Annotated in this window: 22 protein-coding genes; 9 read left to right on the forward strand and 13 right to left on the reverse strand. The window is 67.1% G+C overall.

Annotated elements, in window-relative coordinates:
- Nucleotides 1-144 precede the first annotated feature (144 nt).
- The 5 genes from Pla175_RS00885 (at nucleotide 145) to Pla175_RS00905 (ending at nucleotide 3,783) form a co-directional block, all read left to right on the forward strand.
- A complete protein-coding gene (locus tag Pla175_RS00885; RefSeq protein WP_145280397.1) occupies nucleotides 145-909 on the forward strand; it encodes a CAAX prenyl protease-related protein in 765 nt (254 codons plus the stop codon).
- 229 nt (nucleotides 910-1,138) lie between these two features.
- On the forward strand, nucleotides 1,139-1,417 hold the full coding sequence (locus Pla175_RS00890) for a hypothetical protein (protein WP_145280399.1): 279 nt from the start codon (nucleotides 1,139-1,141) through the stop codon (nucleotides 1,415-1,417).
- Entirely contained in the window at nucleotides 1,404-1,835 is a 432-nt protein-coding gene (locus tag Pla175_RS00895; protein WP_145280401.1) for a TA system VapC family ribonuclease toxin, read from the forward strand. The genes Pla175_RS00890 and Pla175_RS00895 overlap by 14 nt, the downstream gene beginning before the upstream one ends.
- Before the next feature lie 10 nt (nucleotides 1,836-1,845).
- Entirely contained in the window at nucleotides 1,846-2,985 is a 1,140-nt protein-coding gene (gene wecB / locus Pla175_RS00900) for a non-hydrolyzing UDP-N-acetylglucosamine 2-epimerase (RefSeq protein ID WP_197527181.1), read from the forward strand.
- A gap of 276 nt (nucleotides 2,986-3,261) precedes the next feature.
- On the forward strand, nucleotides 3,262-3,783 hold the full coding sequence (locus Pla175_RS00905) for a PEP-CTERM sorting domain-containing protein (RefSeq protein ID WP_145280405.1): 522 nt from the start codon (nucleotides 3,262-3,264) through the stop codon (nucleotides 3,781-3,783).
- A 718-nt stretch (nucleotides 3,784-4,501) separates the two neighbouring features.
- Here the strand turns inward: Pla175_RS00905 and Pla175_RS00910 are convergent.
- The gene (locus Pla175_RS00910) at nucleotides 4,502-7,558 is read right to left on the reverse strand and encodes an autotransporter outer membrane beta-barrel domain-containing protein (RefSeq protein WP_145280407.1); all 3,057 of its coding nucleotides are present in this window, start codon (nucleotides 7,556-7,558) and stop codon (nucleotides 4,502-4,504) included.
- A 644-nt stretch (nucleotides 7,559-8,202) separates the two neighbouring features.
- On the opposite strand from Pla175_RS00910, the gene Pla175_RS00915 reads away from it, so the two are divergent.
- Nucleotides 8,203-8,874, forward strand: a complete 672-nt coding sequence (locus Pla175_RS00915; protein WP_145280409.1) for a hypothetical protein — start codon at nucleotides 8,203-8,205, stop codon at nucleotides 8,872-8,874.
- Between the two features lie 426 nt (nucleotides 8,875-9,300).
- On the opposite strand, the gene Pla175_RS00920 is transcribed toward Pla175_RS00915, so the two are convergent.
- The 4 genes from Pla175_RS00920 to Pla175_RS00935 all read right to left on the reverse strand — a co-directional run bounded on the left by Pla175_RS00920 (nucleotide 9,301) and on the right by Pla175_RS00935 (nucleotide 13,139).
- Complete coding sequence (locus Pla175_RS00920; protein ID WP_145280411.1) at nucleotides 9,301-9,699, reverse strand: DUF2251 domain-containing protein; 399 nt, start codon at nucleotides 9,697-9,699, stop codon at nucleotides 9,301-9,303.
- A 288-nt stretch (nucleotides 9,700-9,987) separates the two neighbouring features.
- Nucleotides 9,988-11,991, reverse strand: a complete 2,004-nt coding sequence (locus tag Pla175_RS00925; RefSeq protein WP_145280413.1) for an ABC transporter substrate-binding protein — start codon at nucleotides 11,989-11,991, stop codon at nucleotides 9,988-9,990.
- Nucleotides 11,992-12,120: 129 nt separating this feature from the next.
- A complete protein-coding gene (locus tag Pla175_RS00930) occupies nucleotides 12,121-12,591 on the reverse strand; it encodes a hypothetical protein (protein WP_145280415.1) in 471 nt (156 codons plus the stop codon).
- 23 nt (nucleotides 12,592-12,614) lie between these two features.
- Nucleotides 12,615-13,139, reverse strand: coding sequence for a hypothetical protein (locus tag Pla175_RS00935; RefSeq protein ID WP_145280417.1), 525 nt, complete (start codon nucleotides 13,137-13,139; stop codon nucleotides 12,615-12,617).
- A 94-nt stretch (nucleotides 13,140-13,233) separates the two neighbouring features.
- On the opposite strand from Pla175_RS00935, the gene Pla175_RS00940 reads away from it, so the two are divergent.
- Nucleotides 13,234-13,668 (forward strand): hypothetical protein, encoded by a 435-nt coding sequence (locus tag Pla175_RS00940; protein WP_145280419.1) that lies wholly within the window; start codon nucleotides 13,234-13,236, stop codon nucleotides 13,666-13,668.
- Nucleotides 13,669-13,723: 55 nt separating this feature from the next.
- On the opposite strand, the gene Pla175_RS00945 is transcribed toward Pla175_RS00940, so the two are convergent.
- Nucleotides 13,724-15,001: a leucine-rich repeat domain-containing protein gene (locus Pla175_RS00945; RefSeq protein ID WP_145280421.1), complete on the reverse strand. Its 1,278-nt coding sequence runs from the start codon at nucleotides 14,999-15,001 to the stop codon at nucleotides 13,724-13,726.
- 180 nt (nucleotides 15,002-15,181) lie between these two features.
- On the opposite strand from Pla175_RS00945, the gene Pla175_RS00950 reads away from it, so the two are divergent.
- Both Pla175_RS00950 and Pla175_RS00955 read left to right on the forward strand, forming a co-directional pair.
- Nucleotides 15,182-16,570 (forward strand): Gfo/Idh/MocA family protein, encoded by a 1,389-nt coding sequence (locus Pla175_RS00950; protein WP_145280423.1) that lies wholly within the window; start codon nucleotides 15,182-15,184, stop codon nucleotides 16,568-16,570.
- A 34-nt stretch (nucleotides 16,571-16,604) separates the two neighbouring features.
- Entirely contained in the window at nucleotides 16,605-17,720 is a 1,116-nt protein-coding gene (locus Pla175_RS00955; RefSeq protein ID WP_145280425.1) for a hypothetical protein, read from the forward strand.
- On the opposite strand, the gene Pla175_RS00960 is transcribed toward Pla175_RS00955, so the two are convergent.
- The 7 genes from Pla175_RS00960 to Pla175_RS00990 all read right to left on the reverse strand — a co-directional run bounded on the left by Pla175_RS00960 (nucleotide 17,694) and on the right by Pla175_RS00990 (nucleotide 26,768).
- Nucleotides 17,694-19,568: an anti-sigma factor family protein gene (locus Pla175_RS00960; protein ID WP_145280427.1), complete on the reverse strand. Its 1,875-nt coding sequence runs from the start codon at nucleotides 19,566-19,568 to the stop codon at nucleotides 17,694-17,696. The genes Pla175_RS00955 and Pla175_RS00960 overlap by 27 nt on opposite strands.
- On the reverse strand, nucleotides 19,558-20,220 hold the full coding sequence (locus Pla175_RS00965; RefSeq protein ID WP_145280429.1) for an RNA polymerase sigma factor: 663 nt from the start codon (nucleotides 20,218-20,220) through the stop codon (nucleotides 19,558-19,560). The genes Pla175_RS00960 and Pla175_RS00965 overlap by 11 nt, the downstream gene beginning before the upstream one ends.
- Nucleotides 20,221-20,571: 351 nt before the next feature.
- Nucleotides 20,572-21,870, reverse strand: coding sequence for an outer membrane beta-barrel protein (locus Pla175_RS00970; RefSeq protein ID WP_231954600.1), 1,299 nt, complete (start codon nucleotides 21,868-21,870; stop codon nucleotides 20,572-20,574).
- Nucleotides 21,871-22,156: 286 nt separating this feature from the next.
- On the reverse strand, nucleotides 22,157-22,846 hold the full coding sequence (locus tag Pla175_RS00975) for a DUF4190 domain-containing protein (protein WP_145280433.1): 690 nt from the start codon (nucleotides 22,844-22,846) through the stop codon (nucleotides 22,157-22,159).
- 79 nt (nucleotides 22,847-22,925) lie between these two features.
- Nucleotides 22,926-23,612, reverse strand: a complete 687-nt coding sequence (locus Pla175_RS00980) for a CvpA family protein (RefSeq protein ID WP_197527182.1) — start codon at nucleotides 23,610-23,612, stop codon at nucleotides 22,926-22,928.
- 130 nt (nucleotides 23,613-23,742) lie between these two features.
- A complete protein-coding gene (locus tag Pla175_RS00985) occupies nucleotides 23,743-25,617 on the reverse strand; it encodes an ATPase, T2SS/T4P/T4SS family (protein WP_145280437.1) in 1,875 nt (624 codons plus the stop codon).
- Nucleotides 25,617-26,768, reverse strand: a complete 1,152-nt coding sequence (locus Pla175_RS00990; protein ID WP_145280438.1) for a type IV pilus twitching motility protein PilT — start codon at nucleotides 26,766-26,768, stop codon at nucleotides 25,617-25,619. Before Pla175_RS00990 ends, Pla175_RS00985 begins: the two co-directional genes overlap by 1 nt.
- Nucleotides 26,769-26,940: the final 172 nt, after the last annotated feature.

A 26,940-nucleotide genomic window follows, 5' to 3' on the forward strand; every position in this document is an offset into this window, starting at 1 on the left:
GACTACGCCGAAGCCTGTATGGTAACAAATCGAGGGCCCGCGGCTAGTGGCGGGCCGCCGGGCGATTAGGGTAATGCCAGGCGACCGGCGCGCGAAGATCGTTTTGCCCAAACGCCCCATAAGCGGAAACCGAGGTCTTATTCTATGCCCTTTCCTGAGCCCAACGAGCACGAAGCGGCCGGCCCCGGCGCCCCGCTGGCGGTCCGGAAGCCCTGGGTGGCGTTCCTGCTGCCGTTTGTCGTCTACATGATCGGCAGCGCCATCGAGCCCGGGCCGGAGACCCCCGTCTGGCCGGTGGGCTACGAAGTGGTCTACACGGCCAAGATTGTCTTCACGCTCGTCGTGCTGGCGGTCGCTCTGCCCGCGTACCGGCGGTTCCCGCTGCGGCTGAGTGTGTGGGCGCCGGTGGTGGGGGTAGTGGGGGCGGCCCTGTGGATCGGGTGCTACTACCTACGCATCGAGCCCCAGATCGTGGAAGCCTTGGGCGAAGACCACTCCCTGGTGGAGAGCCTGGGCCTCGCCGCCCGCCCCGGCCTGGACGCCTGGGCGTTGGTCGACCAGCAGCCCAAGTGGGGCCCCGCGTTCCTGGCGGTCCGGCTGTTCGGGCTGGTGCTGGTGGTGCCCATTATCGAGGAGATGTTCCTCCGCGCCTGGCTGATGCGCTACGTGCAGGCCGCCGACTGGTGGAAGATACCCTTCGGCCACGCCACCCCGCTGGCGATCGCGCTGGGGACCCTGGTGCCCATGATGACCCACCCGGAGAAGCTGGCCGCGGCCGTCTGGTTCAGCCTGGTGACGGTGATGATGCTCAAGACCAAGAACATCTGGGACTGCGTGGCGGCCCACATGATCACCAACCTGCTGCTGGGGATCTACGTGCTGACCACCGGCACGTGGGCGCTGTGGTAACGGACGATTTGACCACGAAGAGCACAAAGGAACACGAAGAAAGTAAAGAGAGAAAAGCTGGCAAACGAAGCCCGGCCCGGCGGCGGCTTTTTCGAGCCCTAGTTTTACTATCTGTCCGTTCCTTCGTGATGCTTCGTGCCCTTCGTGGTTAGCCTACCCGCCATTGGCGTCGTCCTTTTCCCGGAGTGCCGGTTTCGCTTCGAGCCTCGCGAGGAGCTAGAATAGAAGCATGGACACGCCCATATCGATTCATGCCGACCTTCAGTCTGAGTTTGAGCGGCTCGCTGCGCAACGCGGCGAGGCGGTTGATGCGGTTGTTGACGTCGCGCTTCGCGCCGGGCTACGCGCGATTCGCGACGAGTCCCCCTGCGACTCGTTCCCGGTACGGTCGTTCAATATGGGCGAGCCGCTCTGCGACGTTACTAAGGCGAACCAGCTCGCCGATCACTTAGCGCTCTCTGATGAAGTGGCCCTGATTCAAAGGCTAGACGGCGTTGAAGCTGATTGACACTAACGTGCTCATCTTTGCGGCCAACAAGCAGAGCCCAAATCATGGGCGGGTGCGCCGATGGTGCATCGAAGCCACTGCCTCTGGAGAACCGATCGGGCTCCCTTGGATCGCTGCGCTCGGCTTTCTCCGGATATCGACTAGTCCTCACGTGTTTTCGCCCCCGCTCTCGATGGCCGAAGCATTGTCGTACCTGCGAGACTGGCTCGCCATTCCGAGCGTGAAGATCGTTGATGACCCGCCCGAACACTGGGAATGGCTGGCGAACGTCTTGATCGACACCGGTTGGCTCGGCAAGAAAGTGACCGATGCAAGCTTGGCGTCGCTGGCGCTCTGCCAAAACGCTTCGTTGGTTTCTTGCGATCAAGATTTCTCAAGAGTCAAAGGGCTGTCCTGGATTGATCCGCTGAAAGACTGAATCATTGCCGATGCCGCACCGTGTGCTTGTGTTAATGGGGACCCGCCCCGAGGCGATTAAGCTCGCCCCGGTGGTCGCGGCTTTGCGCGCGGATACGCGGTTCGAGGCGCTGGTGGTCAACACCGGGCAGCACCGCGAGTTGATCGATCAAGTGATCGAGCGGTTCGCCATCGGCGTTGACCACGACCTGGCGGTGATGCGGCCCGACCAGACGCTGGCCGGCGTGACGGCCCGCCTGGTCGAGGCGATCGACGGCGTGCTGGCCGCGCACGTGCCGGACGCGGTGCTGGTGCAGGGCGACACGACCACCGTGCTCAGCGGGGCGCTGGCCGCGTTCTACCGCCGGGTGCCGGTGGGGCACGTCGAGGCGGGGCTGCGGACCGGCGACCTGACGTCGCCGTTCCCGGAAGAGGCCAACCGCCGCGTCGCCAGCATCTTGGCGGAGTGGCACTTCGCCCCCACCCAGGCCGCGGCAGACAACCTGCTGGCCGAGGGCGTGAGGGCCGACCGCGTGTGGGTGACCGGCAACACGGTGATCGACGCGCTGGGGATGGAGCTCGAGCGGCAGAAGAGGGCAGGGGACGACGGCGCCGAGCAGCGCGCGCTGCTGGCCCAGGCCGGCGCGGACCTCGCGGAGCGGCCCATCGTGCTGGTCACCGGCCACCGGCGGGAGAACTTCGGCGCCGGCTTCGAGGCGATCTGCGAAGCGCTGGCAGAACTGGCCGCGCGGTTCGCCGACCACCTGTTCGTCTACCCCGTCCACCTAAACCCCAACGTCCGCGGCGCGGTGCACGCGCGGCTGGGCGACGTGGAGAACGTCCGGCTGATCGCGCCGCTGGCGTACGGCGAGTTCGTGGCGCTGATGCACCGCTGCCGGCTGGTGCTGACCGATTCGGGGGGGGTGCAAGAAGAGGCGCCCGGCCTCGGCAAGCCGGTGCTGGTGATGCGCGACACCACCGAACGCCCCGAAGGGGTCGCGGCCGGCACGGTGAAGCTGGTGGGCGCCGACCGCGCAAAGATCGTGGCCGAGGCCAGCACGCTGCTCACCGACCCCGCCGCGTACCGCCGGATGGCCGAGGCGACGAACCCCTACGGGGATGGACGGGCGTCGGGGCGGATTCTTGAGGCACTCGCCAAGCGGCTCGCGTAACGTTTTCGAGCCGGTAGCGTCAGCGCCCGGAGTTGGTGCGGTGAAACCCCCGCTACTCCGGGCGCTGACGCTACCGGCTCCAACGCTGGTTCGCTCCGTGGGGGGCAGGGGTGGGACGCGAAGGCCGCTTTCTATTTTGAAACAGCAGCTAGCACCCTCACGACTAGGCTTCTTTCACAGGAGCTGCGGAAGCTAGAACCGCGCTACGTTAAACGAGCAAGCGTATAACCCTCTGCCCCAGTCGATTTTGGCGCCGCCGCCGGGGTTGCCGATTTGATGGGGGACTACCTCACTTCCAGGGCCAACAGCAACCTGGAAGACCTTAGGACGGGTCAGATCACGGGCCTGCTGGCCGGAAGCAGCTACGACTTGTACTTCTACGGCCAAGGCGACAACTTCCACGACACCAACAACAACGGCGGACAGAACGTCGGGGTCCGGATCGGATCCGATGTCCGCCACACGAGTTGGGACGGGGTCGTCGGTGGCGACGGATTTCTGGTCGAGGACATCGAGTACGTTGTCTTCCGCGGCATTGTCGCCGACGGCGCCATCTCCTTTGAGCACTTCAATCCGGGGACCGGCGCCCACGCCACGGATATGTCGTTCTGGGACAGCGACGGCGGCGCCAACGCGGTCGACATGGACGGCAATGCTTCGCGTTTCCACGCACTCAACGGCGTCCAGATCGTCGGCACGTTCCCGGCGCCCGTCCCGGCGCCCGTCCCGGAGCCCGCCTCCTTGTCGCTGCTGCTCTGCGCCGGCATCGGCATGCTGGCCTACCGACGCCGGTCCTAAGCGACCCGAGTCGACCACCAATGAAGAGACGCGTCCTCCTTTGGGAGGACGCGTTTTTTTTTTGCGCCCGCCGCGCGGCGATCGTGTATGTCGGCGCGTCAACGCTGGGGGGTTCGACGGCGTTCAAACTCCGGGCGAGTGGCTGGGGTCGCAGGCGTCAGCCGAAGCCCCCAGCAGCGGCTCGCACCGCCGCCGCCAATGGACGGCGATCGCCTGGGGGCTCCCGCTGAGGTGATGTCTACCTCTGCGCCGTAGCCGAGCCTCTAGGTCGCCGCGGCTGATGCAAAGGCCCTGAGTCTTCGCGGTCCGATATTGCAGGCGGTATCCGCACCTACGCTGATGACGGGGATGCAACTGCCCGACATTCCGGTCCTCTATGGCAAGCGGACCGCGTTGGCGATTTGCATGGCGGCGTCTCCTGATCACGTCGAGGCCGAGGTCGACTTCTACCCGCACGATCGAGACTTTGCCACCGTGCCCTCGCTCCGGGGGAACATCCGTGAAGAGCCCGCTTGCGACCATAGACGAGAGGACTGGCGACTGGCAGAGAACAAACGACGCGGGGGGTGGCGGAGCGCCCCGTGTTTCTTGGCAGCCGGATGGGCCCGCGCACTGCCGCCGGCTGACGTGAAGCTAGGGTTGCGGGGAGGTTCAGCGGTTCCAGTTCGTTAGATGCGTGGCTAACCGGGGGGCGATGAGGGCCGACATTCTTGGATCTCTACCAAACGAACTCTATCCCGCCGGCGCCAGAATGGAGCACCGCCACCTCATTCGCGTCGAGCAGGTAGGTTGTCCACATCCTCACGTTGCCCTGCCAACAGTTGAGCCCCGGGGCGAGCGTCAGTCGATCGCGTCCGAGGCCGGCCCCCCGCGCGGCGAACACGGCCTGGTCGGCGTCGACGAAGGTCGCGTTGTACGACGCGACTGGGTTGAGGTAATCGTGCTGCCAGAACGCGGCGAGCGTGGCGCTGGTGTTCCACCAATGCGTGAGCCGCACCATGCTGTCGGCCCCCAACCGCGAGCGGAAGATGTCGAGGTCGACATCGCTTACCGACAGCCGCGTGGCGCCGCCCGACTCGGTGAACGCGTCCTGGCCGAGATGGACGTAGCGACAGCCAATGATCGGCTGCACACAGCCGTACTTGGTGCTCAGGGTGCGTCCCCCCTCCAGGTCAACCGACCCTGCCCAGCCGTCCATTTGGGCCGCGTTTTGCTCCATTACCGTGGCGCCGCCGGCGCCGAAGGCCACGCTCCGCCGGGCGTTGGAGTCGCTGACGCTTCCCATGGCGAGAAGGCGCAGAAAGCCCTCGTAGGTGCAGCATTCCGCGTGAAGGCCGAATCGGTGGGTTTCCGTGTCGATGGAGGAGCCGAGTTGCTCCACAGCGGATCTCATCCCATCGAAGGCGTAGAACACGCCGCCGGAGTATCCGTCGTCGTACTGCTTGGTGAGCCCGAACACGGAGCCGCCAGCGGAGTGCTGCGACGACCGGGCATTGCCGTCCGACTGAATCGAAGACCCCCAGCCGTAGCCCTGCGTCCAGAACCCAACGGTGTGTGGGCGGACGCGGGCGCAGGTGCGGCAAGCGGTGTCGCCACGCAGGGCGCCGGTCATCAGGTCGAGGAACGCGGACGTGTCTTGCAATCGCGCGGCGACCTGCGTGCCGTATGCCTCACCGGTGAGTTGATCGAGCGTCGTCTGCACGTCGGCGTCGAACGGCAGGGCGTTGAGGGCGTCGATGATCGGCGCCACGTCTGGATCGGCCCCGACGGCGTCGAGGTACTCGCCCACGTTCATTTGGTTGAACGACTCGCCCAGATCGGCGAACGCGACATCTCGAAGCACGACGTACCGGTAGTTGATCCCGTCGAAGTCGCCCACGACCGTTCGGTTGACCAGGTCGTGCGTGAACGTCAGCGGCGTGACGACCGTCAGCGTATCGGCTTCAAGGAAGGTGTAGACCGAGCCGGCGGCGACTTCCTGCCCGTCGCCGGACACCTCGGCGTCTCCCCCGGCGATCAGGGCCGTGCCGGTCACCCGGAGCAAGTCGTTGTTGACGCCGGGCGTCGTGCCGGTCGAGTCCGAGTCGATATGCAGCGTGCCTGTCGCCGAGTTGATGACGTTGCCCACGATGTCGAGCGTTCCGATCCCGGGGCCGTTGCCAGGGTTCACGGCGCCGTTGATGGTGAGACCGCCCGAGGCCGCCACGACGCCCGTTCCGCCGAGCGTGGCGGGCTGGTCGATGATCACCGAGCTAAAGGTAGCCGAACCGTCCAATTCGGTGACGCCGCCGCGGAGGCGACCGTCGAACGGCCGCGTGCCGGCGATGTCGCCATCGTAGTTGAACTGGAAAGCGACGTCGGGCGTCAAGGTGCGCTGGCCGTTGGCGTCGGGCGTGTAGCCGAAGTTCAGCACCGGTTCATTGTAGAAGGCCGAGTCGAAGGTGCTGAAAGACCGAGTGTTGCTAACGATGTTCCCCTGGATGTCTGCCCCCTGCATGATGTTCAATTCGCCGAAGGCGGCGGAGTCGTCGATCTCAAACGCGACACCGGCTCCGTTTTGCGCGATGATCTGACCGGTCACATCGACGCGTTCGGCCATCGGTCGATTGGCGTAGTCGTCCGACGTGACTTGATAATCCGCGCCCCCGGCCGTGCTGAAACCCAGGTTCTGGTCGCCGAAGGTAAACACGATGCCGCGGCCATTGGGCCCATTCGCGGTGATGACGCCGCGGTGCACGATCACGTTGTTGGCGCCCGCGCTTTGCAACACGCCGATGCCATTTTCGCCGTTGGCCTCAATACGCACCGCGGCGTCGATGGTCACGGTGTTGCCGCTAAAAGTCGCTGGATCAATGACCGCGGGCGGCGCGGCCCCGCGGTGCAAGACACGTTCCTGACCGCCGCCAATCCGCACGCCGGTCCCGTTGAGTCCCGAAACAAGCTGGTCGCCGCCGACCAGCAGGTCGAGGTTGTCCGCCTGCACATAGACGCCGACGCCGTAAGCCTTGGTGGGGGCCGAGGCGCCGGCGGTCACCTGAGGTCCCGTCCCGTCCTGGTAGAACGCGGATCCGAAGTGCTCTGAAAGCGTCAGGTCGTAGCCCATGTCCCGCATGATCGCCAGCTCGACCGGCAAGAACCCGGTCGAGTTCCGGTAGTCGACCTCGACCCCTTTTGCGGAATCGAAGTAGGCGCGTGTCATCGTGTGGAACGGGACCAGGGTGTGCGTGTCATTCGGTTGCACCGGAACGTCGGCGCCGAACACGGCCGCGGCGTTCGGGCCTGCAAAGTCGGCAAAGTTATTCGGGAGGCTCTGGTTCGTCAGAAGGTCTGTAAACGGATCATTGCTCGCGAAGGTGCCGGGCGCCGTGATGTCCGCCCCGTTGGGTACGACGTTGCGGTTAATCAGGCCGAGCGTGTGGGCCAACTCGTGCACAGAAACCGATTCCAGCGTCCGGGTGCCATCGACCTGATTGGGGGAACCGCCGAGGAAGAATCCGCCGGTGTCGATAATCAAGACGCGAGCGTCGATGCCCCCCGGCCGAGTGGGGGAGGCCCCGTCGATGATGCGCGACATCGTGTTCGCCTTGCCCAGAGTCGAATCGTGCGCCGAGGCGCCGTTGGCGTTGATGCCGAAGGAGTCGGAATTCACGAACCTCAGCACCGGCGATTGCGCGGTGGCCGCCGGCATGCCGAGTTGCTCTGTCCAGTACAAGACGGCGCGGCGGATCGCGTCTTTCTGCGCGGTGCTGAAGTTGTTGATGTCCGCGTCGGGCAAGACGGTGGAGCCGCCCTGGTTCGTGATGACGTACGCGCCCGCGCCGCCGTTATCGCCCTCGTCGAAGAACTGAACGTTGAAGCCGCCGACTTGCTAGGTCGTCTGCGCCGCCGCACCATTGGCCGTCGCGATTACCGCCACAACGAGCATACCGGCGAAAAGCCGACAACAAGCAGATGATTGGGCCTGAGCCTCAATGGATGCAGACGTCGTCATGCCGGCGACCTCGATCGGGTGGTGAACGATTGGACTCGTGCAAAGCGTCTCCGCCTGCGGCTTTTTTCAAGCGACAAAGGCATGCATCGACGCGTTGTCAACCTGCTTGCAACCGTTTTGTCGCGACTTTCTCTACGAGAATGGTCGCACGAGTCGGGTTGAGACGGTTCTGCGCAATGGTGCGGTTCTAGGCAGGCGGCAGAAGCGCCGATCGCACCGGTTCTCGCGTATCTCCGGCCGTCCCGGTTGCAAGTAGGGGAGCCTACGCGTTCGGGACCGCGGAACTGGCTGCGTAGCCGATCGAAAATGTGCGGGATGTAACGATTCTTGGGGAAGAGGGCGAGACGCCCGAGCACGAGATGATGACTGCTAAGCGCATTGGGGTTGGGCGCATGCTACCCCGTGTGGCGTGACGGCTGGGAAGCAGCGTGCCGGGTCTGACCGGCACAGATGGTAATGGCAACCGCCTGTTCGGTGTGGTCGACTACCAGGTCTGGCGAAGCCACTTCGGCATCGGCTTTTCACTCTCGGCCACGGCGCCGGCCAGCGACGTGGCCTTCGCTCGAATCGCAACGCCCGCGCGTGCCGACCCAACGTTGACTCACAACTTGGGCCCCTCGGTCCGCCCCGCCATTGCCGAGGCTGACGACGACCTGCTTCTACTCGCCATCGATCTGTCGAGCGTCGATGCGGAGCAAGCGGATGATTCGGATGGGGCGGCTGCCGCTAAAGATCCGATCGTCGAAATAGCCTTCGCCGCCTTGGCAGCGACCCTGACAAACTTCGAACAAAAGAAGCCGGACCGCCACCCACGAACGACCCGGTCGGCAGCATCCGCATGTCGAGCCGGGTGCCATGCCCACGCTTGCGTGGGCATGCGACTCACCAGAGGCGAACCACTACCGAGCCACACATGCCCACGCAAGCGTGGAGCATGGCACCCGGCCATCAAGGCCGAGGGCATCTCGAACTTCAAACTCGCGGGACATTGGTGCACTCGATTCTGTGATTTTTGCGGCGCCGAGTTGAAGAAGCATTACGGTGAAGACGGTGGGCTTTTGCGCGATGATGAGTACGTTCGAGAACTACGAGCGACCTAAACACCGAGTGCAGTTTCGGAATCTCGGAACCTGCATCGGATTCATCGACCGACGCACCTTCCAGCACTCACTCTGCCCCAATCGAGCCGGTAGCGTCAGCGCCCGGAGGAGTGGGGGTTTCACCGCACCAACTCCGGGCGCTCCAAAGCTGAGACGGGGCGCTACCGGCTCCAACGATGGTTCGCTCCGTCGGTTGGCTGGGGTCGGAGGCGTCAGCCGCAGCGCCCAGCGGTGGCGCGGACCGCCGCTGCCACTCGGTGGTGTCAGCCTGGGGGTTCCGCTTCGCGGCGAACCAAGGCCCCAGCGCGGCATCTTGGGGTGCCTGACGACCCAGCTCACCTGCACAGGCCGCACAGAAGAGCTGTGGTCGGGAAAAGCCTACAGTCGGCCGGTGTCGGGTACAGCGCCTGGTTCGGCGTCCCTTTGTCAACGCAACAGCTCCACCGCCGAGTCGTCCCACTCCGCGCCATGGGCCGACCACTTGTCGCTCGGCCGTGGGAACCCGGTGCGGCAGTACGAACGCCGGGCCGCGAAGTCGATGATCGCGTGCGGGTATTTGTTGATGATGAGCGCGGCCTTGAGCCCGTCCGCCGAGAACGCGATCTGGACCACTGACGGGATGCTCCGGTCGGTGACCTGATCCACGTTGTATATCTGGCGAGCATCCACGATCGGCTGCTCCTGCTGGCTGAAGTCCAGCCCGTAGAAGTAGCCGGTGATGCCGTCGTCCTCGAACACCGCCCCGTAGTGGCTGTTCGGAGCCTGCCCCTCGACGACGACGAGCTGCCCGACGGTGATCGTTGCATCCGCAACGAGTTCTGCCATTGGATCCTACTCCGTCGCCGAACTTGTTATTGGACACAGTGGATATGGATAACACCTGCATCAGCCTGCTTATCTACGAGTAGTATCGATAAGCCAGAGCCGTATTGTAGCGACATCGATCCCTTTCGGGCTTGATGAGCTGTGCTGGGTTGCTCCGCTGAGGGTGGCTGGGGTCGGAGGCGTCAGCCGCAGCCCCCAGCGGTGGCGCGAACGACCGCTGCCGCTCGGTCGCGACCGCCTGGGGGCTCCGCTTCGCTGCGACCCCAGGCACCCTAATTCTAATGGCCCCTACGGCGCCGCCGCTGGCACAAAGATGCTCTCGAACCCTGGGCTGTAGCTGTACGGGCCGCGGGGGCTGAAGTTGTAGCCGCGTAGCTTTTTGTTGAAGGCGAAGAAGCCGTTGCGGTAGAAGAGCCAGGTGTAGGGTTGGTCTTCCCACAGGATGTTGTGGATCTTGCCGTAGATCTCCGCGCGCTTTTCTGGGTCGAACTCGCGCTCGCCCGCGTCGAACAGCTTGTCGACCTCGGGGTTCGAGTACTGCCCGTAGTTGCGGTTCTGGCCCGTGCCGAAGATGTTGCGGTTGGTCGCCGGGTCGGCGCCCGCGCCCCAGCCCCCCATCATGCCGTCGAACTTGTGGTCGGTCGCCTGCTGCACCAGCACCGTGAACTCCATCGGCTTGACGTCGCAGATCACGCCGATCTGGTCGAGGCAGTTCTTCATCAGCGTGGCGGCCTGCCGGCCGCTCTCGGTCTGGTAGGTCAGCAGCGTGAAGCGGAACGGCACGCGGCGCCCGTCGATCTCTTTGTCTAGGACGCCGTCGCCGTCGCTGTCGGTCCAGCCCGCCTCGGCGAGCAGGTCCTCGGCCTTGTCCAGGTCTTGCTTGTAGGGCGTCGGGCCGTCTTTGGGGAACATCCACGAGGCGGGGTGGTAGTTGCCGCGGCTCTGCTCGTACAGCCCCAGGCAGACGGTTTTCATGAGCTCGTCGTAGTCCACCGCGTAGGCCATGGCTTGCCGGACCCGCTTGTCGGAGAAGTACTGCGACTCGAGGTTCCAGAGGAAGTGGAACTCGGTCCACTCGGTGCCGGAGACCTTGGTGTTGCGCTTGTAGAAGTCGTCGCCGCTGGTCTTGTTGACCCACTCTTCGGCGCGGAGCTGCATCTCGTCGATGTCGCCCTCCTTGAGCGCCAGCAGCGCGGTGTTAGAGTCTTCGATCACCTTCACGCGCACCCGTTTGACGTACGGCTTGGGGCGGACCTGCTTGCCGTTGTGGGTGAAGTAGTCGTCTCGGCGTTCGAGCACGAACTCTTGGTTGCGCACGCGTTTGGTCAGTTTGTACGGGCCCCCCACCACGGGGGCGTCTTCGAGCGCAGAGTGCTGCTTGCTGCGGGTCATCATCGGGTCGTCCGCCAGGGTGTCTGCGTACGCGTGCTTGGGGATGATCGGGAACAGCATGTTGGGCGTGTTGGTCGCCAGGCTCTCTTTGTGGAAGAAGACCAGGGTGTGGTCGTCGTACGCCTTGACGTACTTCAGCAGGTCGGTCCCCTGCCGCACCGCGGGGATGGGCACGGCCGACGACATGATGACCTTGAACGTGAACTCCACGTCGTGGGCGGTGATGGGCTTGCCGTCCGACCAGGTGAGGTCGTCGCGCATCACGATCTTGTCCATCAGCCGGTCCTGGCTCGTCTGCCATGCTGCCACGCTGCCCTTGATGGCGAAGTAGTCGAAGTTGCGGTCGAAGGTGATCAGCCCGATGCCCGTCAGGGAGCCGAACTCGGCCTCGGTTACGCTGCTGGCCATCACCGGGTTCGAGCTCTTCAGGTCGCCGGTGACGTGCCGCACAACGGTTGCGTCGTAGTCGATCCCTCGGCCGTCTTCGGGCGCGAGCCGCCCCATCGCCGCAGCAATCTTGGCGTTGTTCTCGGGGGAGTCGTTCCGCAGCTTGAGCGCCTGCTCGGCGGTCAGCTCCGGCGGCCCGTCCTCGGCCAGCAGCTCGCGCATGCGGGCCTCGCCGTCCAGCACGGGGCGGTCGATCCAGCCGGCGGATTCGTCGATCTCTGCCAGCGGCGGCGGGTCGAACTTGTCGAGCAGGTCCCCCAGCACAAACGGGCCGCTCGGCTGGTCGGCCGCGGCGTCGGCGTCGCCCGCCGGCTCGCTGCCGGCGGTCCCGTCGCCGGACGCCGTGCTGTCGGTCGCGGCGTCGCCGGCCGGGGGCGCGGCGGGCCCGCCGCAGCCGGCGATCGAGAGGCAGGTTGCGACGACCAGCAGAACGAGGCAGGGGAAACGAAGCATGGTGCGCCACCAGGGGGTCGGCGGAAGGGCTCACTGCGCGGGCTCCGGTGTCCCGCGGTCGGTCGCCCACGATGCTAGTCCGGGCGCCGGCGGAGGGTCAAGCAGCGCGAGGGCGCGGGCCGGCCGGCGCTACTCCTCGGAGTACTCGAAGTCCGTGAAGTAGATCTTGCCCACCGCTAGCTGGGGCAGGGTGCGACGCAGCCGGGCGGTGATGGAGCGGGAGAGCCGGGCGAGCGACGGCTCTTGAAACACCTCGGTGTCGCACGAGCGGACCGCGGTGATCACCTCGTCGCGGAAGCGTCCGTTGAGGGCCGCCAGCAGGTCCCGGGTGCGTTGCGCCCCCTCGGCCGGCGCCTCGAGCTGCAGGGTGAACGCGATCTTCTGCTTGACCCCTTCGGTGGGGTGGAAGTTCTTGATGAAGAAGGAGCCCGCCTCGACGCCGACGAAGGCCGGCTCGTCGGCCGGCGCGGGGGCCGACGCGTCGGCCCCCGCGCCGGCCGTCGTATTGGTCGCCGACTTGGGGGTCGCGGCGTGCGCAGCTTGTTGTGCGATCGCTTCGAGCGGGCAGGCAGCGGCGAGCAGCAGCAGGAGCGCGCGCATCGGTCGGTTCCGCGGGGTGGGCGTTAGAGCGGGTTGGTCATCACGTCGGTCACGATCAGCCGGCTGATCACGTCGCGCCCGAACAGCGGTTCGAGCGAGTCGAGCAGGTGCGACTTGAACGTCACCAGGTCTTGTTCGTTGAGGTCGTCGAGGTTGGTCGACCGGCACACGCCGATCACGCGGTTGCAGACGTCGCCCCGGCGACGCTCGGCGGCGCGGCGCGCCGCGGAGGCGGCGGCCGCCGTGGTCTCCATGCTCAGGCGGAAGTCCATCTGCACCAGGTTCCGCGCTTCGGGGCCCCCCATGGGGTGCGGCCGAACGCCCGGGATAGAGACCGAGAACTCGCCCAGCGGGACCTCCTCGACGTCTTTGGCGGCCGACAGCAGCATCATCTCGTCGATCTCATCGGCCGGCGCCTCCGGGGCGCCGCAACCGGCAATCGCACAGGCGACCGCCACGCAGCCCGCGCAGGCCAACGCCCGGGCCGCCCGGCCGAGGGCCGTTTGAACCAAACGCGTGGGGCCGGGTTGTGCCTGAGGCGGACGCATGACCTACCCTTGCGGGAGAGACGGATGCAGCGGTGCGCCACAAACCTAGCCCGCGCCCGCTGGCGGCGCCGACCCGACCCCGGCTGTAACGATCATGCCGATTTTGACCAAGTTGCTGCCGCCGGCCATGATGGCGGCGCTGGCGTTGGGGTGCTACGACCCCGACGCCTTGGTGGAGCGCGCGCGGAACCACTCCGTACGGACGCGGCTCGAAGAGGTCGAGCTGGGGCGGTTCTACGTCGCCCGGCCGCGCGACAGCCGTTCGGGCGAGATCATCGAGGCGCAGCTCCACTTGTTCGGCACGCTGCCGCACTACCGGCTGAAGAAGGTGGGACGAGAGCTCGCGGCGCAGGAGCACGTGGTCCGCCACAACGTGATCTTGGCGCTGCGCGAGGCCCCGGACGAGGAGCTGGCCGACCCCAATCTCAGCGGGCTCACACAGCGGCTGCTGGGGGTGATCAACCAGTGCCTGCGCGAAGCGCCGATCGAGTCGCTGGGCTACTACGAGGCGCGCTTCACCCGCAGCTAGACGCCCCGTAGCGTAGGCGCACCAGCGTCAGGCGCAGCCTGACCTACGCGATGGCTCACCAGTCGGAGTCGATCGTCACGTTGGGCCGCTTCTCTTGCAGCGCCTCGATGCCGTCGTCGGTGATGCCGGTCAGGCGGACGTCTACCTTGTTCAGCGACTTGAGCTCGGCGAGCGCCTCGAGGCCGTCGTCGGAGAGGTCGGTCTCGACAAAGCTCAGGGTCGAGAGCTTCGGCATGCCGACGATGGCGGCGACGCCGTCGTCGTCGACGCGGGTGTTGTCGACGTTCAGGTACTCCAGGATCGGCAGCTTGGCGATGCTGCGCAGCCCCTCGTTTCCGACGCGTGTGTTCCACAGGTTGAGCCACGCCAGCGAGGGGACCCGCGCCACGCTCTGCATGGCCTGGTCGTCGACGCTGGTCTCGCTCAGGTCGAGCTTCCGCAGCATCGGGCAGCCCTGTAGGCTGCCGAGCCCGGGGCCCAGCAGCGACGTGCCGCGGACGCTGAGCGTACGCAGCTTCTTGAGCGGCGCCAGGTGCTGCAGGCCGGCGTCGGTGATGCGGGTGCGCATCAGGTTGAGGTCGTCCATCTCGGTGAACCGCGACAGCGTCGGCATGCCGGCGTCGGTGATCGAGGCGTCTTCCAGCGAGAGGGTCTTGAGCCGCTTCAGCCCCGCCAGCGACTTGAGCCCCGCGTCGGTCACGGCGGGGCTGCGGAGCTTGATCGCGGCCAGCGTCTGCATGCCCGACAGGTGGGCCAGCCCCGCGTCGGTGACGGTGCAGCCGCGGATGTCCAGCAGCCGGAGCTTGGGGGCGGTGCTGAGGTTCTTCAGCCCCTGGTCGCCGATCTTGTTGTAGATCAGCTCAAGGTAGGTCAGCTCCGGCAGCTTGGTGAGCGCCGTCATGCCGGCGTCGGTCACCTGGGTGGAGCGTTGCAGGTCGAGCGAGCGGAGCTGGGGCATGGCCGCCAGCTTGGCCAGGCCGGCGTCGGTGATCTGTGTGTTCACCAGGTCGAGCTCGGTGATCGACTTGATGGGGGTGATCCAGTCGAGCCCGGCGTCGGTGATGCCGGCGCCCCACAGGGCGAGCGACTGCAGGTGCTTGGCGCCCGCCAGCGGGGCGAGCTGGGCGTCGGTCACCGCCCGGTCGTCGAGGCTCACGGCGACCACGTGTCCCTGGGGGTCGAGCTGCACGGAGCCCAGCAGGCCCTCGACGTGGGCCCGGATCGCGTCGTCGCCCTCATCCGCTGCCGCCGGGCAGCACGCGAAGATCGCCAGCGAAAACAGCATAAAACCGCAGCCGCTCCGGGGGGGGGCCGCTCGATGAGTGTGCGTCATGGGAGTTCTCCTGGTCGTAAATTTGTAGTGCCGCTGGGTGGGATGTCGTGCGTGGTGTGGGTATGATACCTAGCCGTAGCGTCGCACGCATTCGGTCGGCGGGTCCGCCCCGTGGCGTGCATGGATGGTTGTCCTTGTATCTACTTCTTTGTCGCTCAACTTCCTGTGGAGTTTCCTCAGATGCCGAAGTCCATCGACCGGTCGAACAGCACTGGCGCAAGCCGGCGGCAATTCCTGCAAACGGGCGCCGCAGCGGGGGTGGGTTATTGGGTCGCCGGGGGGCTGCGGGCGGCCGAGAGCAGCTCGCCCAACGAGCAGGTGCAGGTGGCCGGCATCGGCATCGGCGGCAAGGGGAAGAGCGACCTGATGAACGCGTCGGAACACGCCAAGGTAGTGGCCGTGTGCGACGTCGATCAGGGCTTCTTGACGGGCGCCCTGAGTGAGTACGGCATCGACAAGGGCTTTGCGGACTACCGCGAGCTGTTCGACCAGATGGGCGACCAGATCGACGCGGTCACGGTCAGCACGCCGGACCACACGCACGCACTAATCGCTGCGGAGGCCATGCGGCGCGGCATCAACGTCTACTGCCAGAAGCCGATGACGCGGACCATCTACGAGGCCCGCCGGCTGGGCGAGATCGCCCGCAAGTCGGGGGTCGTGACGCAGATGGGCAACCAGTACACCGCCTACAACCCGATGCGCAAGGCGGCCTACCAGCTCCGCGCCGGGATGCTGGGGGACGTGAGCCAGGTGCATGTGTGGACCAACCGCCCGGTCTGGCCGCAGGGCGAGAAGCGTCCCGCCCCCGCGCCGGTCCCCACCGGGCTCGACTGGGCGTCGTGGATCGGCCCCGCGCCGATGCGCGACTACGGCGCCGGCTACCACCCGTTCAAGTGGCGCGGCTGGTGGGACTTCGGCACCGGCGCCCTGGGCGACATGGCGTGCCACACCTGCAACCTGCCGTTCATGGGCCTTAACATGCGCGACCCGGTGAGCGTGGAGGCCGAAACCGCCCCCAACGATCACGACAGCTACCCGGTGTGGTCGCGGATCAAGTTCGAGTTCCCCGCCGGGCCCGGCTGGGACGGCAAGACCCGCGCCCCGTTCACCCTGCACTGGTACGACGGCGGCCAGAAGCCGGACAACGACCTGTTCGCCGGCGTCACGCTGACCACGGGCGGCGACAAGAAGACCCCGCCGCCGTCCCCCAGCGGCGTGATGATCATCGGCGACAAGGGCCGGATGTACGCCGCGGGCGACTACGCCGACCTGGGGATCCAGATCCTCGAGGCCGACGAGATCAAGGTCGACTACCCGAAGGCCCGCGGCGGCGGCGACTCCGCCCACAACCGTGAGTTCTTCGACGCGATCAAGGACCGCTCGAAGACCACCACCTCCAACTTCCCGGACTACGCCACCCCGCTCACCGAGACGATCCTGCTGGGCAACCTGGCGGTCTGGAAGGGGGGCCTGGTGAAGTGGGACGCCAAGAACCTGACGCCGGACGACCCGGCGTTGATGAAGATCGTAAAGCCGGAGTACCACAACGGCTACGAGTTGATCTAGCACCGTCAGCGCCACCCGCAACGGCTGTACTGCTTTGCCCGACGCAGACCAAGACGCGATGCTCCGGCGTCTCACGGACGAGCTGCGCTCGTCCGCGCGTTGGGACGAGCTGTTCGAGGCGCAGTTGCTGGCGGCCCGCCGCCGGCTGGGGATGCCGTTGACGGATGACGGCGGTTCAGCCGCGGGTTCGGCCGCGGCTGCCCCGGAGCTGACCGCCGCGTACCGCGAGGCCTGCCTCGAGGCGGGCCGGGGCTGGCTCGCCTTGGGCCAGCACCGCCGCGCTTGGCCCTACCTGCGGGCGTGCGGGGCGCAGCAGACGATGCGCGACGCCCTGCGGCTGGCTACGCCCGACAGCGAGTCGGCCGACGCGTTGATCGAGGTGGCGCTGTTCGAAGGGGCCTGCCCGGCCCTGGGGGCCGAGTGGTTGATCGAGCACAGCGGCACCTGCGCCGCGGTCACCACGCTGGAGCAGTTGGTCGGCCAGTTCGATCCCCCCGACGCGGTGGCGTGCGCCGCGGTGCTGGTGCGGCGGCTCCATCACGAGCTCGTCGAGAACCTCACCGGCGCCGTGCTGCGCAGCGGGCAGGCGCCCCCCAACCACCGCGAGGTCGGCCGGCTGCTGGCCGAGCACCCCGGGCTGATGGAGGGGGGGGGCTCGCACGTCGACGCTTCGCACCTCACCTCGGCGGTGCGGCTGGCGCGGCTGCTCGAAGAGCCAGAGGATGTCCGGCTCGCCGGTGAGCTGGCGCAATACGGCGAGCGGCTGGACGCCGATTGGCTCCCCAACGATCCCCCCCCGTTCGAGGCGTTCTTCCCCACGCACCGGCTGCTGCTGGACGCCACGCTGGGCGAGCGGGTCGAGGAGGCGCTCGCCTACTTCCGCTCGCGGGCCGAGGAGCCGGTCGAACCCTACAGCGCCTCGAGCGCGGCAGAAACGCTGCTGGTGCTGCTGGGCAGGCTGGGACGCGACCGCGAGGCGCTGCGGTTCTACGCTGCGCTGGCCCAGCAGGACCGCGCGACCCCTTTCTCGTCGTACGCCCCGGCGCCGCTGATGCTGGCCAAGCGCAGCGGCGAGTGGGAGGCCTACGACCGGCTCATGGGGTTGCGAGACGACCCCGTGGGGCTAGCCCTCGGGCGCCTGTCGCGGTGAGCCTTCCGGGCTCTGACCACCCGATCGCCCCGGCGGTCCCGGCGGCCTGTCGCCCGGCGGCGGGCCCCCGAGGAAGCCCGGCGGGCCGCCCATTCCCGGCCCGCCCATTCCCGGGCCGCCCATTCCCGGGCCGCCCGGCCGGCCGCGTCCTTCCGGATCGCCGCGTCCGTCGGCGCCGCCGGGGGGCTCCGGTCGCCCGTCGCCCCGGTTGTTCCGATCGTCTCGGCCGTTGCCATCATCGCGGCCGTCTCTGTCATCTCGGCCCCCTGCTTCGTTCCGGCCGCCCCCCTCACCTCGGCCGCTCCCCTCACTCCGGCCGCCCCCTTCACCCCGGGTTCCGAACCCGCCGCCGCCGAACAGCCAGGCGGGGTCGCCCAGCCCGCTGAGCTCGCGGCTCAGGTAGAGCTCGCGGAGCTGCTCCTTCAGGTCGGGGGTCGGCTCGGCGAGCAGCCGCTGCCGTTCTTCTTGGGTGATCGCGTCGCTGGCGAAGAACTGCTCCAGCTCTTCTTCAAAGCGGTCGCGGGAGACCTCCATCACGTAGCCGCTGAGCCGCTGACGGCGGCGTTCGCTGCTGGCGGCGTTGAGCCGCTCTCGCGTGGCGGGGTCGAGGGCTTCGAGCAGGACGCTTTCTGTCTTTGCCCAGTCTTGGCTCAGCAGGGCGATCTTTGCTTCGTAGCCGTCCCCCAGCAGCATCTGCAGCGCACGCGGCTGCTCGTCGGAGCTCGAGATCCTGGCGAGCGACGCGATCTGCCAAGGGGGCGATCGATCGAGCCGGTCGGCCCACTGCGTCATGCCGCGGCGGACGTCGAACCGGCGCCGGTTGTCGGAGCCGTTCCCCCCGGAGGAGCCCTGGCCGCGTCGCTCCGGGATCCACGGCAGTGAGAAGTCTTTGGGGAGCTCGGCGACACGCTCGCGCAAGAGCTTCGGCAGCCGGTCGATCGTGTCCCCTTCGTCGAGCTTGCGGATCGCGTCGCGCAGCCGCGTGATCTCTCCGGCCGACAGCGGCTGACGCGTCGAGCTATGATCGCGTCGCACCATCTCGGCCACCCGCTCCACGCGCTCGTCCAGGGGCATCTCGCGGATGGCGGACTGTTCCGCGGGGGGGCGTTGTGACATGAACGCCTGGAACGCGAGCGCGGTGTGCCGCAGCGTGTCGGCGTCGTCGTTGGCAGCGAGCAGCCGCTCGCGTTCGGCGAGGCGGCGTTGGTCTAGTTCGGAGAACCCCGCCAAGCGGCGGGACTTCTCCCACAGGTCGGCCTGGGCGTCGGCCGGCAGCGCCTCGATCCAGGCGCGGCGGCTGAGCGGGTCGGCCTGGGCCACTTCTGCCCAGGACGCGGCCCGGGCGTCGACACGCTGCAAGGCCGCGTCGTCGAACACCCCCTGGTCGCGGAGCTTGGCCAGGAACTCGACCGAGTCGAACTGCCGCAGCGTGTCGACCTCCACAATAGCCGGCAGCCCGGCGACAAGCGGGCCCTCCTGACGGATCGTGGCCACACGGGCCAGCACCGCCCCCAGCAACGCCGCGGCCACGCCCCCGGCGATCATCCCCCAGCGGCGTCGCCGGCGCCTGACGGGGAGCGCGGCGGTGAGTTGGGCGAGGTCTTCTTCGGCCTGCACCGCGGCCATCTCGATGGTGGTGCGGGCGAACGCGTCCCCGACGGACTCCTTGGGGAGCTCCTCCAGGGCGTGCCAGGCGCGGTCCAGCTGCTGCAGCTCTGCCCGGTACGCGGCGTCGCGGGAGAGCCGGTCTTCGACGGCGGCGGCCAGGTCGGGGGGGAGCTCGCCGTCGAGGTAGGCGACCAGTTCTTCGAGGTCCGCCTGGGCCATCGGGCTCGGGTCATGCGTCATGGTCGCCCTCGCTGGTCGCCACGACGCGTTTGCCTTGATCCATGTAGGGCTCCAGCGCGGTGCGTAGCTTCCCACGCGCCCGCGAGAGCAGCGACTTTACCGCCTGGGGGGTCATGTCCAGCACCTCGCCGATGTCGGCGTAGCTCATCCCCTCGAACTTCGCCAGCAGCACGGCCACGCGTTGGCGTTCGTTCAGGTCGCCGACCGCCTCGCGCACGGCGGCCCGCATCTCGGCGCCCTCGAGCTGCCGGCCCGGCATCAGGCCGCTGGAGGCCACCGCGGCGTTCTCCAAGGGGTTGGCGCCCGTGTCTCCCGGCGCCCCCGGGGCGAACCGTACTTCCTTGCGGCGCGAGAGGGTCCGCAGGGCGTTGGAGGCCACGTTGTTGGCGATGGTGAACAGCCAGGTAGAAAACTTGCTGCCCGGCACGTAGCGTTTGCGGGAGCGGAAGACGCGCAGGAAGACCTCCTGGGCCAGGTCTTCCCCCTGGTCCCGCCGCCCAACCAGATGGGCCATCAGCGAGGCGACGCGGTTCTGGTAGCGCAACATAAGCTCCTCGAACGCGGCGGTGTCGTCGTCGCGCACGCGTAGCATCAGCCGGACGTCGGGGTCGGCGTGGGTGTAGCGTTGGATCGTCGAGTCGCTGATCGCCACGGGGGGTGGGCGCCTCCAGTAGGGGAGGGCTCCGTTGGTTCGGGGAGGCGGGTGGGACGGTTCTGGGGTTCACCCAGTCTAAGCGGCCCGCCGCGCCGTCACCAGCGAAGGACGTTGAGAATCTAACCCCAGAACCCGGGGTGAGTTCCGGCAGCAGCCATCGGGCCGCGCCGGGGGCGGGGACGCCCCGGCTCGCCAATGGGGCCCCCGGGGTGATAGCAGGGGGGCGGGCGAGCCGACGCCTGGCCGAAAACGAAAAAACCGCCGGCCGCTCCGAAGAGCGACCGGCGGCGAAGGGGGTCTGACGCTTTTACGTCCTGAGGCGCCCCGAGTGAGGGGGCGGGCTCGGGGCTAGTAGGTCAAGATCGCGTCGACACCGAACACGGTCTGGTTGAAGCCATCCAGGTTGGTGTCGTTCTCGTTCGTCCAGTTGTGACGCAGTTCCGGACGGACGATGATGTTGGCGTGGCACTTGTAGTTCAGGCCGTAGGTGAGGCCCTGGTACGAGGTGCCGTCCAGCTTGTACCACTCCATCCGGGCGCCCGCCGCGAGGCAGTCGTTGAAGGAGTAGAACAGGTACTGGTTCAGGCCGATCGAGTCGAACCCGTTCGGGTCCTGGTCGCCCGTCTCAACGTAGTCGCTCTGGGCGACGTAGTTGAGCTTGTCGGAGATCGTGAAGTTGGCCACGATGCTGTGACCGTAGCCGTTGCCGCCGGCGCTCTTGGCGCCGAAGTTCCCGATGTAGTTGATGTACGTCACGTTGACGTTGTCGGTCAGGCCAACGCTGGCGCCGCCCAACCACATCGACCCGTTCTGGTTCTGCGTGAACCCGGTGTCCCAGCCCGCGACCCAGCCGCCGTAGAACTCAACGTTCTCGAAGCCCGAGTACGTGGCCAGGGCGCCGGTGTGGGTGAACGGCTCGCTGTTGAACATCGTGAACGCGTGGCTGTAGAAGAAGTTATCCGGGGCGGTAACCACTTCGTATCCAACCAGCGTGAAGAAGTGGCCCATCTTGACGGACCAGTCGCCACACGCCAGCTCGCCGTACAGCTGCGGCATGGCGCCGCCGTAGCCGCCGCCGCGGTCCCACCCGTTCTGGTAGTCCCACGTGCCGGGGTTGGCGCCGAACGCCTGCGTCTTCACCGCGTCGGTGCCGTACATGATGTCGGCGCGGAAACCCCAGTCGAGGCCGTCCGAACCATCCGCGTCCTTACCCATGAAGAACCACTGCTGGTGCAGGTTGATCCGTCCCGGGTGGTCGTTGAACGCCAGGGCGTCGTTGTCTTCCACCGAGAAGCGGGTGTTGTCGGTGTGGATGCCGGCCTGGGTCCAGCCGCCGAAGTAGAGCGACGTGTCGTCGCCCAGCACCATCGAGCTAAACGCGAAGGGGTCGCCCAGGTTGCAGTCGAACGGGCAGAAGCTGAAGCCCAGCCCCCCGCCGCCGCCACATCCGCAGGTGCTTCCGCAGCAGACGTCGCCACAGCCATCGCCGCAGCAGCCGTTGGAGTCGCAGCAGCTTGTCGCTGGGCACTCGCAGGTGGGCTCACAACAGCTAGTGAGCTGGTAGTCGAAAGCACTTTGCACGGGCGATTGTGCTTGCGCCGAAGTGGCGCCGCCCGCGATCAGGGCGAGCCCGATCGTCCATTTCATCCTGTTCACGTTCAGACTCCTTCTTTCGGATGGGTCGCGGCCATCTCCTAGGCCGGACACGGGGGGGTGGTGGCGCCGGGCTGCCTCGGTCGTGGGTCACTGCAGCCCGGTCCAACGTTTGCATTCCGCCTCGCAAGGTTCTATCGTCGAACCCGGGGGCCGGGATGCACGGCCGGATGGCCGGTGGCAGCAGAAAAGAGGCCTGGAACGGACGATCTTGATAAACCTTGCCGGATGGCGAACGGGCGCCGGCGTCTTGGGCGCTCGGTCCGCCGCACCGGCCCGATTAACCGGCCTGCCCGTCTTCCCTTTTCAGGGACAGCACACGCCACACAGCCGGACCACCGATCGCGTTGGGGCGCCGCTCGAGGTGCAGAACCACCGACACGGACGCCTGGCCGTCGCTCACCCGAAGCCGCTGCCCCAATTGGATGCGGCCGTGGCCGACGCGGATCATGTCCAGCGTCTCTGACTGCTCGATCTCTGCGCCCCGACCGAGCGACCTGAGGGATGGCGCCGGTTCTGTGCGTGCGAACGATTCTTCCGGCGAGGGGGCCTGGGCGGCGTCGCTGCCCGCGCCCGGCGCGCCGGGAGCGCCCGGCGCGGGTGGCGCTTGTTCGGCGGTCAGCGCGAACGCCGCGGAAGGGTTGTCGTTTAATAGCAGCGTGATCCACTCGCGGCTGAACGCGTCGCCCTGCGACGCGACCCGCGTGTTCTCCGCGGCCTGCACCGCGATGACCCCCGCGCCGATCATGGCGCCCAGCGCGGCGCCGGTCAGCGCCAGACCCGCGCCGGTGAGCACCTCGGGGTTGCGCGTCACGCGCGCCCAGGCGATGGAGCCCAACACGCACGCGGCCAACGGGAACACGAAGCACAGCGGCGCGAGCGCCGCCAGGGGCGAGGCCAGCCCGCACAGCAGCGCGGCGATCGCCAGCACAGAAACGGAGCGGTAGGCGCCAAATTCGGGTTCACTCACGGCGACGGCTCGCGGTTACGGTGCAGTACGTGCCAGACGGGGGACGTTCTGGACGGGGGCGTACGGGCCCGGCGTCATCTTACCGCCCCGAGCGGCGGACGCGCAGCCAGCTAGCGCCCGACTCGGCGAACTGGTCGCGGCGGTTGCCCCGGTTGATGACGAAGTCACGCGCCACAAAGCCGTCTTCGCCCGGGCCGAACCGCGAGCCCCCCAGCAGCGTCTCGACCAGCCCGAGCCAGGTGAGGTCGGGGTGGGCGATCCAGCTCGCCTCGTCGATCCCTTGCTCTACCGCGGCCCGGGACGGGACCTCATACTTGGCGTCCTCGTCGTCGTAGACCTTGTCGGGCACCCCGTAGGCGATGCAGCGGACAAAATCGCGGCTGAGCGGCGCCACGTGCAGCGTGGAGAGCGTGAACCCTAGCATCAAGAACCCGGTCGCCAGCGCGACGATGGGCGAGGCGACCTCGTCGATGGGCTTGTTGAACAGCAGCTTGGTCTTCGAGAGGGCCCCCCCCAGCGTCCGCAGCACCGCCACCACGATGAAGTAGATGAACCAGATCACCACGATGTCCAGTACGTAGGTGAACTCGCCGTCCAGGTTCTCGTCCATCATCACCGTGATCGGCTCGTACAGCGCAAACGCGGTGATCCCGCCGAGCACCATCGAGAACAGCGTGATCGTGTTGCTCCACAACCCTTCCTGGATCATCATCGCCACCGGGCCGAACCCGACGAACACCACCAAGAGCCAGTAGATTGAATCCATAGGATGCGCTATTCGGTTTACGTGGAAGGATCGGCGAGGCGCCATATCACCATTGACCAAGCCGGAATGACCATCGCCCCGGCCGTCGGCGCCGCCAGCTTGGTCATTGGGGCTTGGTCATTGGGGCTACTTACGTCTTAAGGATCCGCTGCAGCTCGGCCAGCGACGTGCCCCCCTTGGCGAGCAGCACGATCCCTTCTTCTTGGAACGTCCGCATGCCCCCCTGGCGGGCGACCTTGCGTAGGATCTCTGGTTTGGGCTGCGTCTTGAGCGCCTTGCGGAACGTGTCGTCCACCACGATCAGCTCGAACAGCCCGGTGCGGCCCACGAAGAAGCTCCCCGCGCACTTGGGGCAGGGCTTCTTGATCTCTTCGGCGGTCGGCTCGCGGTAGAGCATGGTGAGCTTGCCGGCGGGGATGCCGAGCTTGGCCAGCAGCTCCGGCGCGGGCTCGAACCCTACCTTGCAGGCCTCGCACAGCGTGCGGATCAGCCGCATGCAGATCACCGCGGAGAGGTTGTCGGCGATCGCGGCCTGCGACTTGTACTTCTGGATCATCCGCAGCGGCGCCTCGCAGGCGTCGCGTGCGTTGATGGTGGTCACCAGCAGCTTCCCCTCGGCGACCTGCCCCAGGTAGGCCTGGGTAGACGCCTCGTCTACCAGGTCGCGCACCACGTAGGCGTCCGGGTACTTGCGGATCAGCTTCGGCAGGGGGGTGGCGGGGGTCTCCCCCTTCTTGCTGTCGTAGGTGAAGACGCCGATGTTCTCCAGCTCTTGCTCGGGGGCGTGCACGTCTTCCACCGCCAGGAACTCGCGCATCAGGCGGTCGGTCTCCATCAGCGAGACGTCCGTCAGCGTGGTCAGCCCCCCCTCGGGCATCGAGGCGATCACGATCGTGCCGTGCTGCGCGGCGCACACCTCGGCCCACTGCTCGGCGGTCTTCTCCCGCATCCCCAGCTCGGCCAGCGTGGTGAGCATCTTCTGCTTGCTGCTGCGGCACCCCAGCGATACGCGCTCGCCCGTCTTCACCCCTTGGCTCTCGACGCTGCACGCGTACTTGGTCCCCTGGTACTCGGCGCTAAACATGCCGGACTGCGCCTTACGCCGCTCGGCCGGGTTGAGGTTGGCAAGCTGCTTGATGACCGCCAGCAGCACGTCGCCCGACTCGCGGTCGCGCGGCTCGCCGGCGTGCCACACGCCGTCCACCTGGCGGCGGACGGCGACCCCCTCGGCCGAGAAGTCCATCAGCAGCCGGCCGCTGCGGTTGGCGACCATGTCGGCCACCATGTCCTTGACCAGCACGTAGCCGGGGCTCTTGCGCGCCAGGATCAGGTTGGCGTTGTTCTTGGTCTCGTCCCCCCCCAGGGCCTTGAGCTGCACGGGGGCGCCCTTCTCGTAGTCGGCCTGCTTCTCGGCCGCCACCTTCATCCCCAGCTTGCCCGCCAGGGCGCGCATCTGGAACGCCATCCAGTCTTTGGTCAGCACCCGCTGGTGCTCCTCCAGCCTCCTGTTGTGGTGCGCCACGTACAGGCCGAACGGCACGATCCAGGCCAGGAAAGCCACCGGCGAGGCGACCAAGAACGGCAGCAAGAACATCAGCCCCGCCACCAGGCCCGGGAAGTAGGTGGTGGCGTTCCACTGCCCGACCCCCAGGTCGTACTGCTGGGCGTCGCGGTTGACCCAGTCGCTGGTGCCGACCCACACCAGCATCAGCACCGCCGCGATGATCAGCTTGATGGGGCTCGCGGCCGGCGACGTGAGGCGCGGGTAGGAGTGGGTGTCGTTCCACTTGTCGCCCCCGGCCGGCGGCGCGGGTTCGGCCTCGGGTTCTGCGTTGGGGGCGGCCTCGGGCCCCGCTTCGGGCCCCTCTTCTGGCGCGTCCGTGGGGGGCGCCTCCCCCTCGGCCGCGGCGTCGGGTTCTTCCTGCGCGCGGCACGTCGCCGATCCGCCGATACAAACCACCGCCACCACGGCGGCCAGCAACAAACGCCAAATCAGGTCGTGCATCAAAGGATCCCGCCTTGCGAAACGTTAATCCCCTTGAGCGCCATCTTCAGCGCCTCGCGGTTCGGGGCCACCTCCATCGCGATGGCCCGGTCGATCAGCTCGATGTCCACCAGGTGCTTCAGGCTCTGCGTAAAGTCTTGCATGCCGTCCTCGGCGCCGATGCGGATGGCGTCTCCCAGCTTCTCGTCCTTCTCTTCCAGGATCAGCTTCTTGATGGTGGGAGAGAACGTCATCACCTCGACCGTCGGCACCCGGCTCACCCCCGGCTTGATGCTCTTGAGCAGCTTCTGGGCGACGATGCCCCGCATGTTGAACGCGATGGCGCTACGCAGCGCGGGGTGCATGTCCTGCGGGAACAGGTCGAGGATACGGCCGATGGTGCTCGGCGCGCTCGAGGCGTGAATGGTGCCGAACACCAGGTGGCCCGTCTCGGCGGCGTGGATGGCCGTCATGAAGGTCTCCTTGTCGCGCATTTCGCCGACCAGGATGATGTCAGGGTCTTCGCGGACGGCGTGCTTCATGCCCACCTCGAAGTCGATCACGTCCATGCCGATCTCGCGCTGATTAATCAGGCACTTCTCTTCGGTGTAGACGAACTCGATGGGGTCCTCAAGCGTGAGGATGTGCTTGCGGTAGTTGCGGTTGATCCAGTTGAGCATCGAGCCGATCGTGGTGCTCTTGCCGGAGCCCGTGACCCCGGCCAGCAGCACCATCCCCTGGTCGAACGTGCAGAGGTTCTGCATCGTCGGCGGCAGGTGGAGCCCCTCGAAGTCGGGGATGAAGTTGCTCACCCGCCGCGCCACCAGGCCCATGTGCCCCAGCTGCTGCAGCAGGTTGACGCGGTACCGCCACGGCACGCCGTCGACGTCTACGGTGTGCGCGAAGTCGGCGCCCCCGTCCTTCTCGAAGATCTTGCGGTTGCGGTCGTTCATCAGCGGCACCAGCAGCCGCACCATCTCTTCGTCGTCGATGGGACCGCGGTCCAGCGGCCGCAGCGTCCCCCCGACGCGCACAATCGGGGGCCTGCCGACCTTGAGGTGCAGGTCGCTCCCTTCGAGCTTCACGCACGCGCGGAAGAGCTTGTTGCACTCAAGCTCTTGATTGTTCGGGATCAGACCGCTCTTAACGGCATCGGCAAGTGTAACGCTCATCGCTCTCTGGTTCCCAACGGCCTGCTCCCCGCCCCCAATTCCCGCCTCTAATTCCCGCAACGCCCCCGATCCCCGCAACGATTGATCGAAGATGCATCATACACACAACTTGGGGCGAGGTGGACTACCCCCGGGGCCGGAAATCAGCCCGCGGAACAGCCGCGCCGCCGCG

Origin of the sequence: Pirellulimonas nuda (assembly GCF_007750855.1) — a bacterium.
Taxonomy (GTDB): domain Bacteria; phylum Planctomycetota; class Planctomycetia; order Pirellulales; family Lacipirellulaceae; genus Pirellulimonas; species Pirellulimonas nuda.

Excerpts from the sequence above, each read along its gene's own strand:
- Pla175_RS00885 (WP_145280397.1), top strand. The coding sequence starts at position 145 with ATGCCCTTTCCTGAGCCCAACGAGCACGAAGCGGCCGGCCCCGGCGCC.
- Pla175_RS00890 (WP_145280399.1), top strand. The coding sequence starts at position 1,139 with ATGGACACGCCCATATCGATTCATGCCGACCTTCAGTCTGAGTTTGAG.
- wecB (WP_197527181.1), top strand. The coding sequence starts at position 1,846 with ATGCCGCACCGTGTGCTTGTGTTAATGGGGACCCGCCCCGAGGCGATT.
- Pla175_RS00905 (WP_145280405.1), top strand. The coding sequence starts at position 3,262 with ATGGGGGACTACCTCACTTCCAGGGCCAACAGCAACCTGGAAGACCTT.
- Pla175_RS00920 (WP_145280411.1), bottom strand. The coding sequence starts at position 9,699 with ATGGCAGAACTCGTTGCGGATGCAACGATCACCGTCGGGCAGCTCGTC.
- Pla175_RS00925 (WP_145280413.1), bottom strand. The coding sequence starts at position 11,991 with ATGCTTCGTTTCCCCTGCCTCGTTCTGCTGGTCGTCGCAACCTGCCTC.
- Pla175_RS00930 (WP_145280415.1), bottom strand. The coding sequence starts at position 12,591 with ATGCGCGCGCTCCTGCTGCTGCTCGCCGCTGCCTGCCCGCTCGAAGCG.
- Pla175_RS00935 (WP_145280417.1), bottom strand. The coding sequence starts at position 13,139 with ATGCGTCCGCCTCAGGCACAACCCGGCCCCACGCGTTTGGTTCAAACG.
- Pla175_RS00940 (WP_145280419.1), top strand. The coding sequence starts at position 13,234 with ATGCCGATTTTGACCAAGTTGCTGCCGCCGGCCATGATGGCGGCGCTG.
- Pla175_RS00945 (WP_145280421.1), bottom strand. The coding sequence starts at position 15,001 with ATGACGCACACTCATCGAGCGGCCCCCCCCCGGAGCGGCTGCGGTTTT.
- Pla175_RS00950 (WP_145280423.1), top strand. The coding sequence starts at position 15,182 with ATGCCGAAGTCCATCGACCGGTCGAACAGCACTGGCGCAAGCCGGCGG.
- Pla175_RS00960 (WP_145280427.1), bottom strand. The coding sequence starts at position 19,568 with ATGACGCATGACCCGAGCCCGATGGCCCAGGCGGACCTCGAAGAACTG.
- Pla175_RS00970 (WP_231954600.1), bottom strand. The coding sequence starts at position 21,870 with ATGAAATGGACGATCGGGCTCGCCCTGATCGCGGGCGGCGCCACTTCG.
- Pla175_RS00980 (WP_197527182.1), bottom strand. The coding sequence starts at position 23,612 with ATGGATTCAATCTACTGGCTCTTGGTGGTGTTCGTCGGGTTCGGCCCG.
- Pla175_RS00985 (WP_145280437.1), bottom strand. The coding sequence starts at position 25,617 with ATGCACGACCTGATTTGGCGTTTGTTGCTGGCCGCCGTGGTGGCGGTG.
- Pla175_RS00990 (WP_145280438.1), bottom strand. The coding sequence starts at position 26,768 with ATGAGCGTTACACTTGCCGATGCCGTTAAGAGCGGTCTGATCCCGAAC.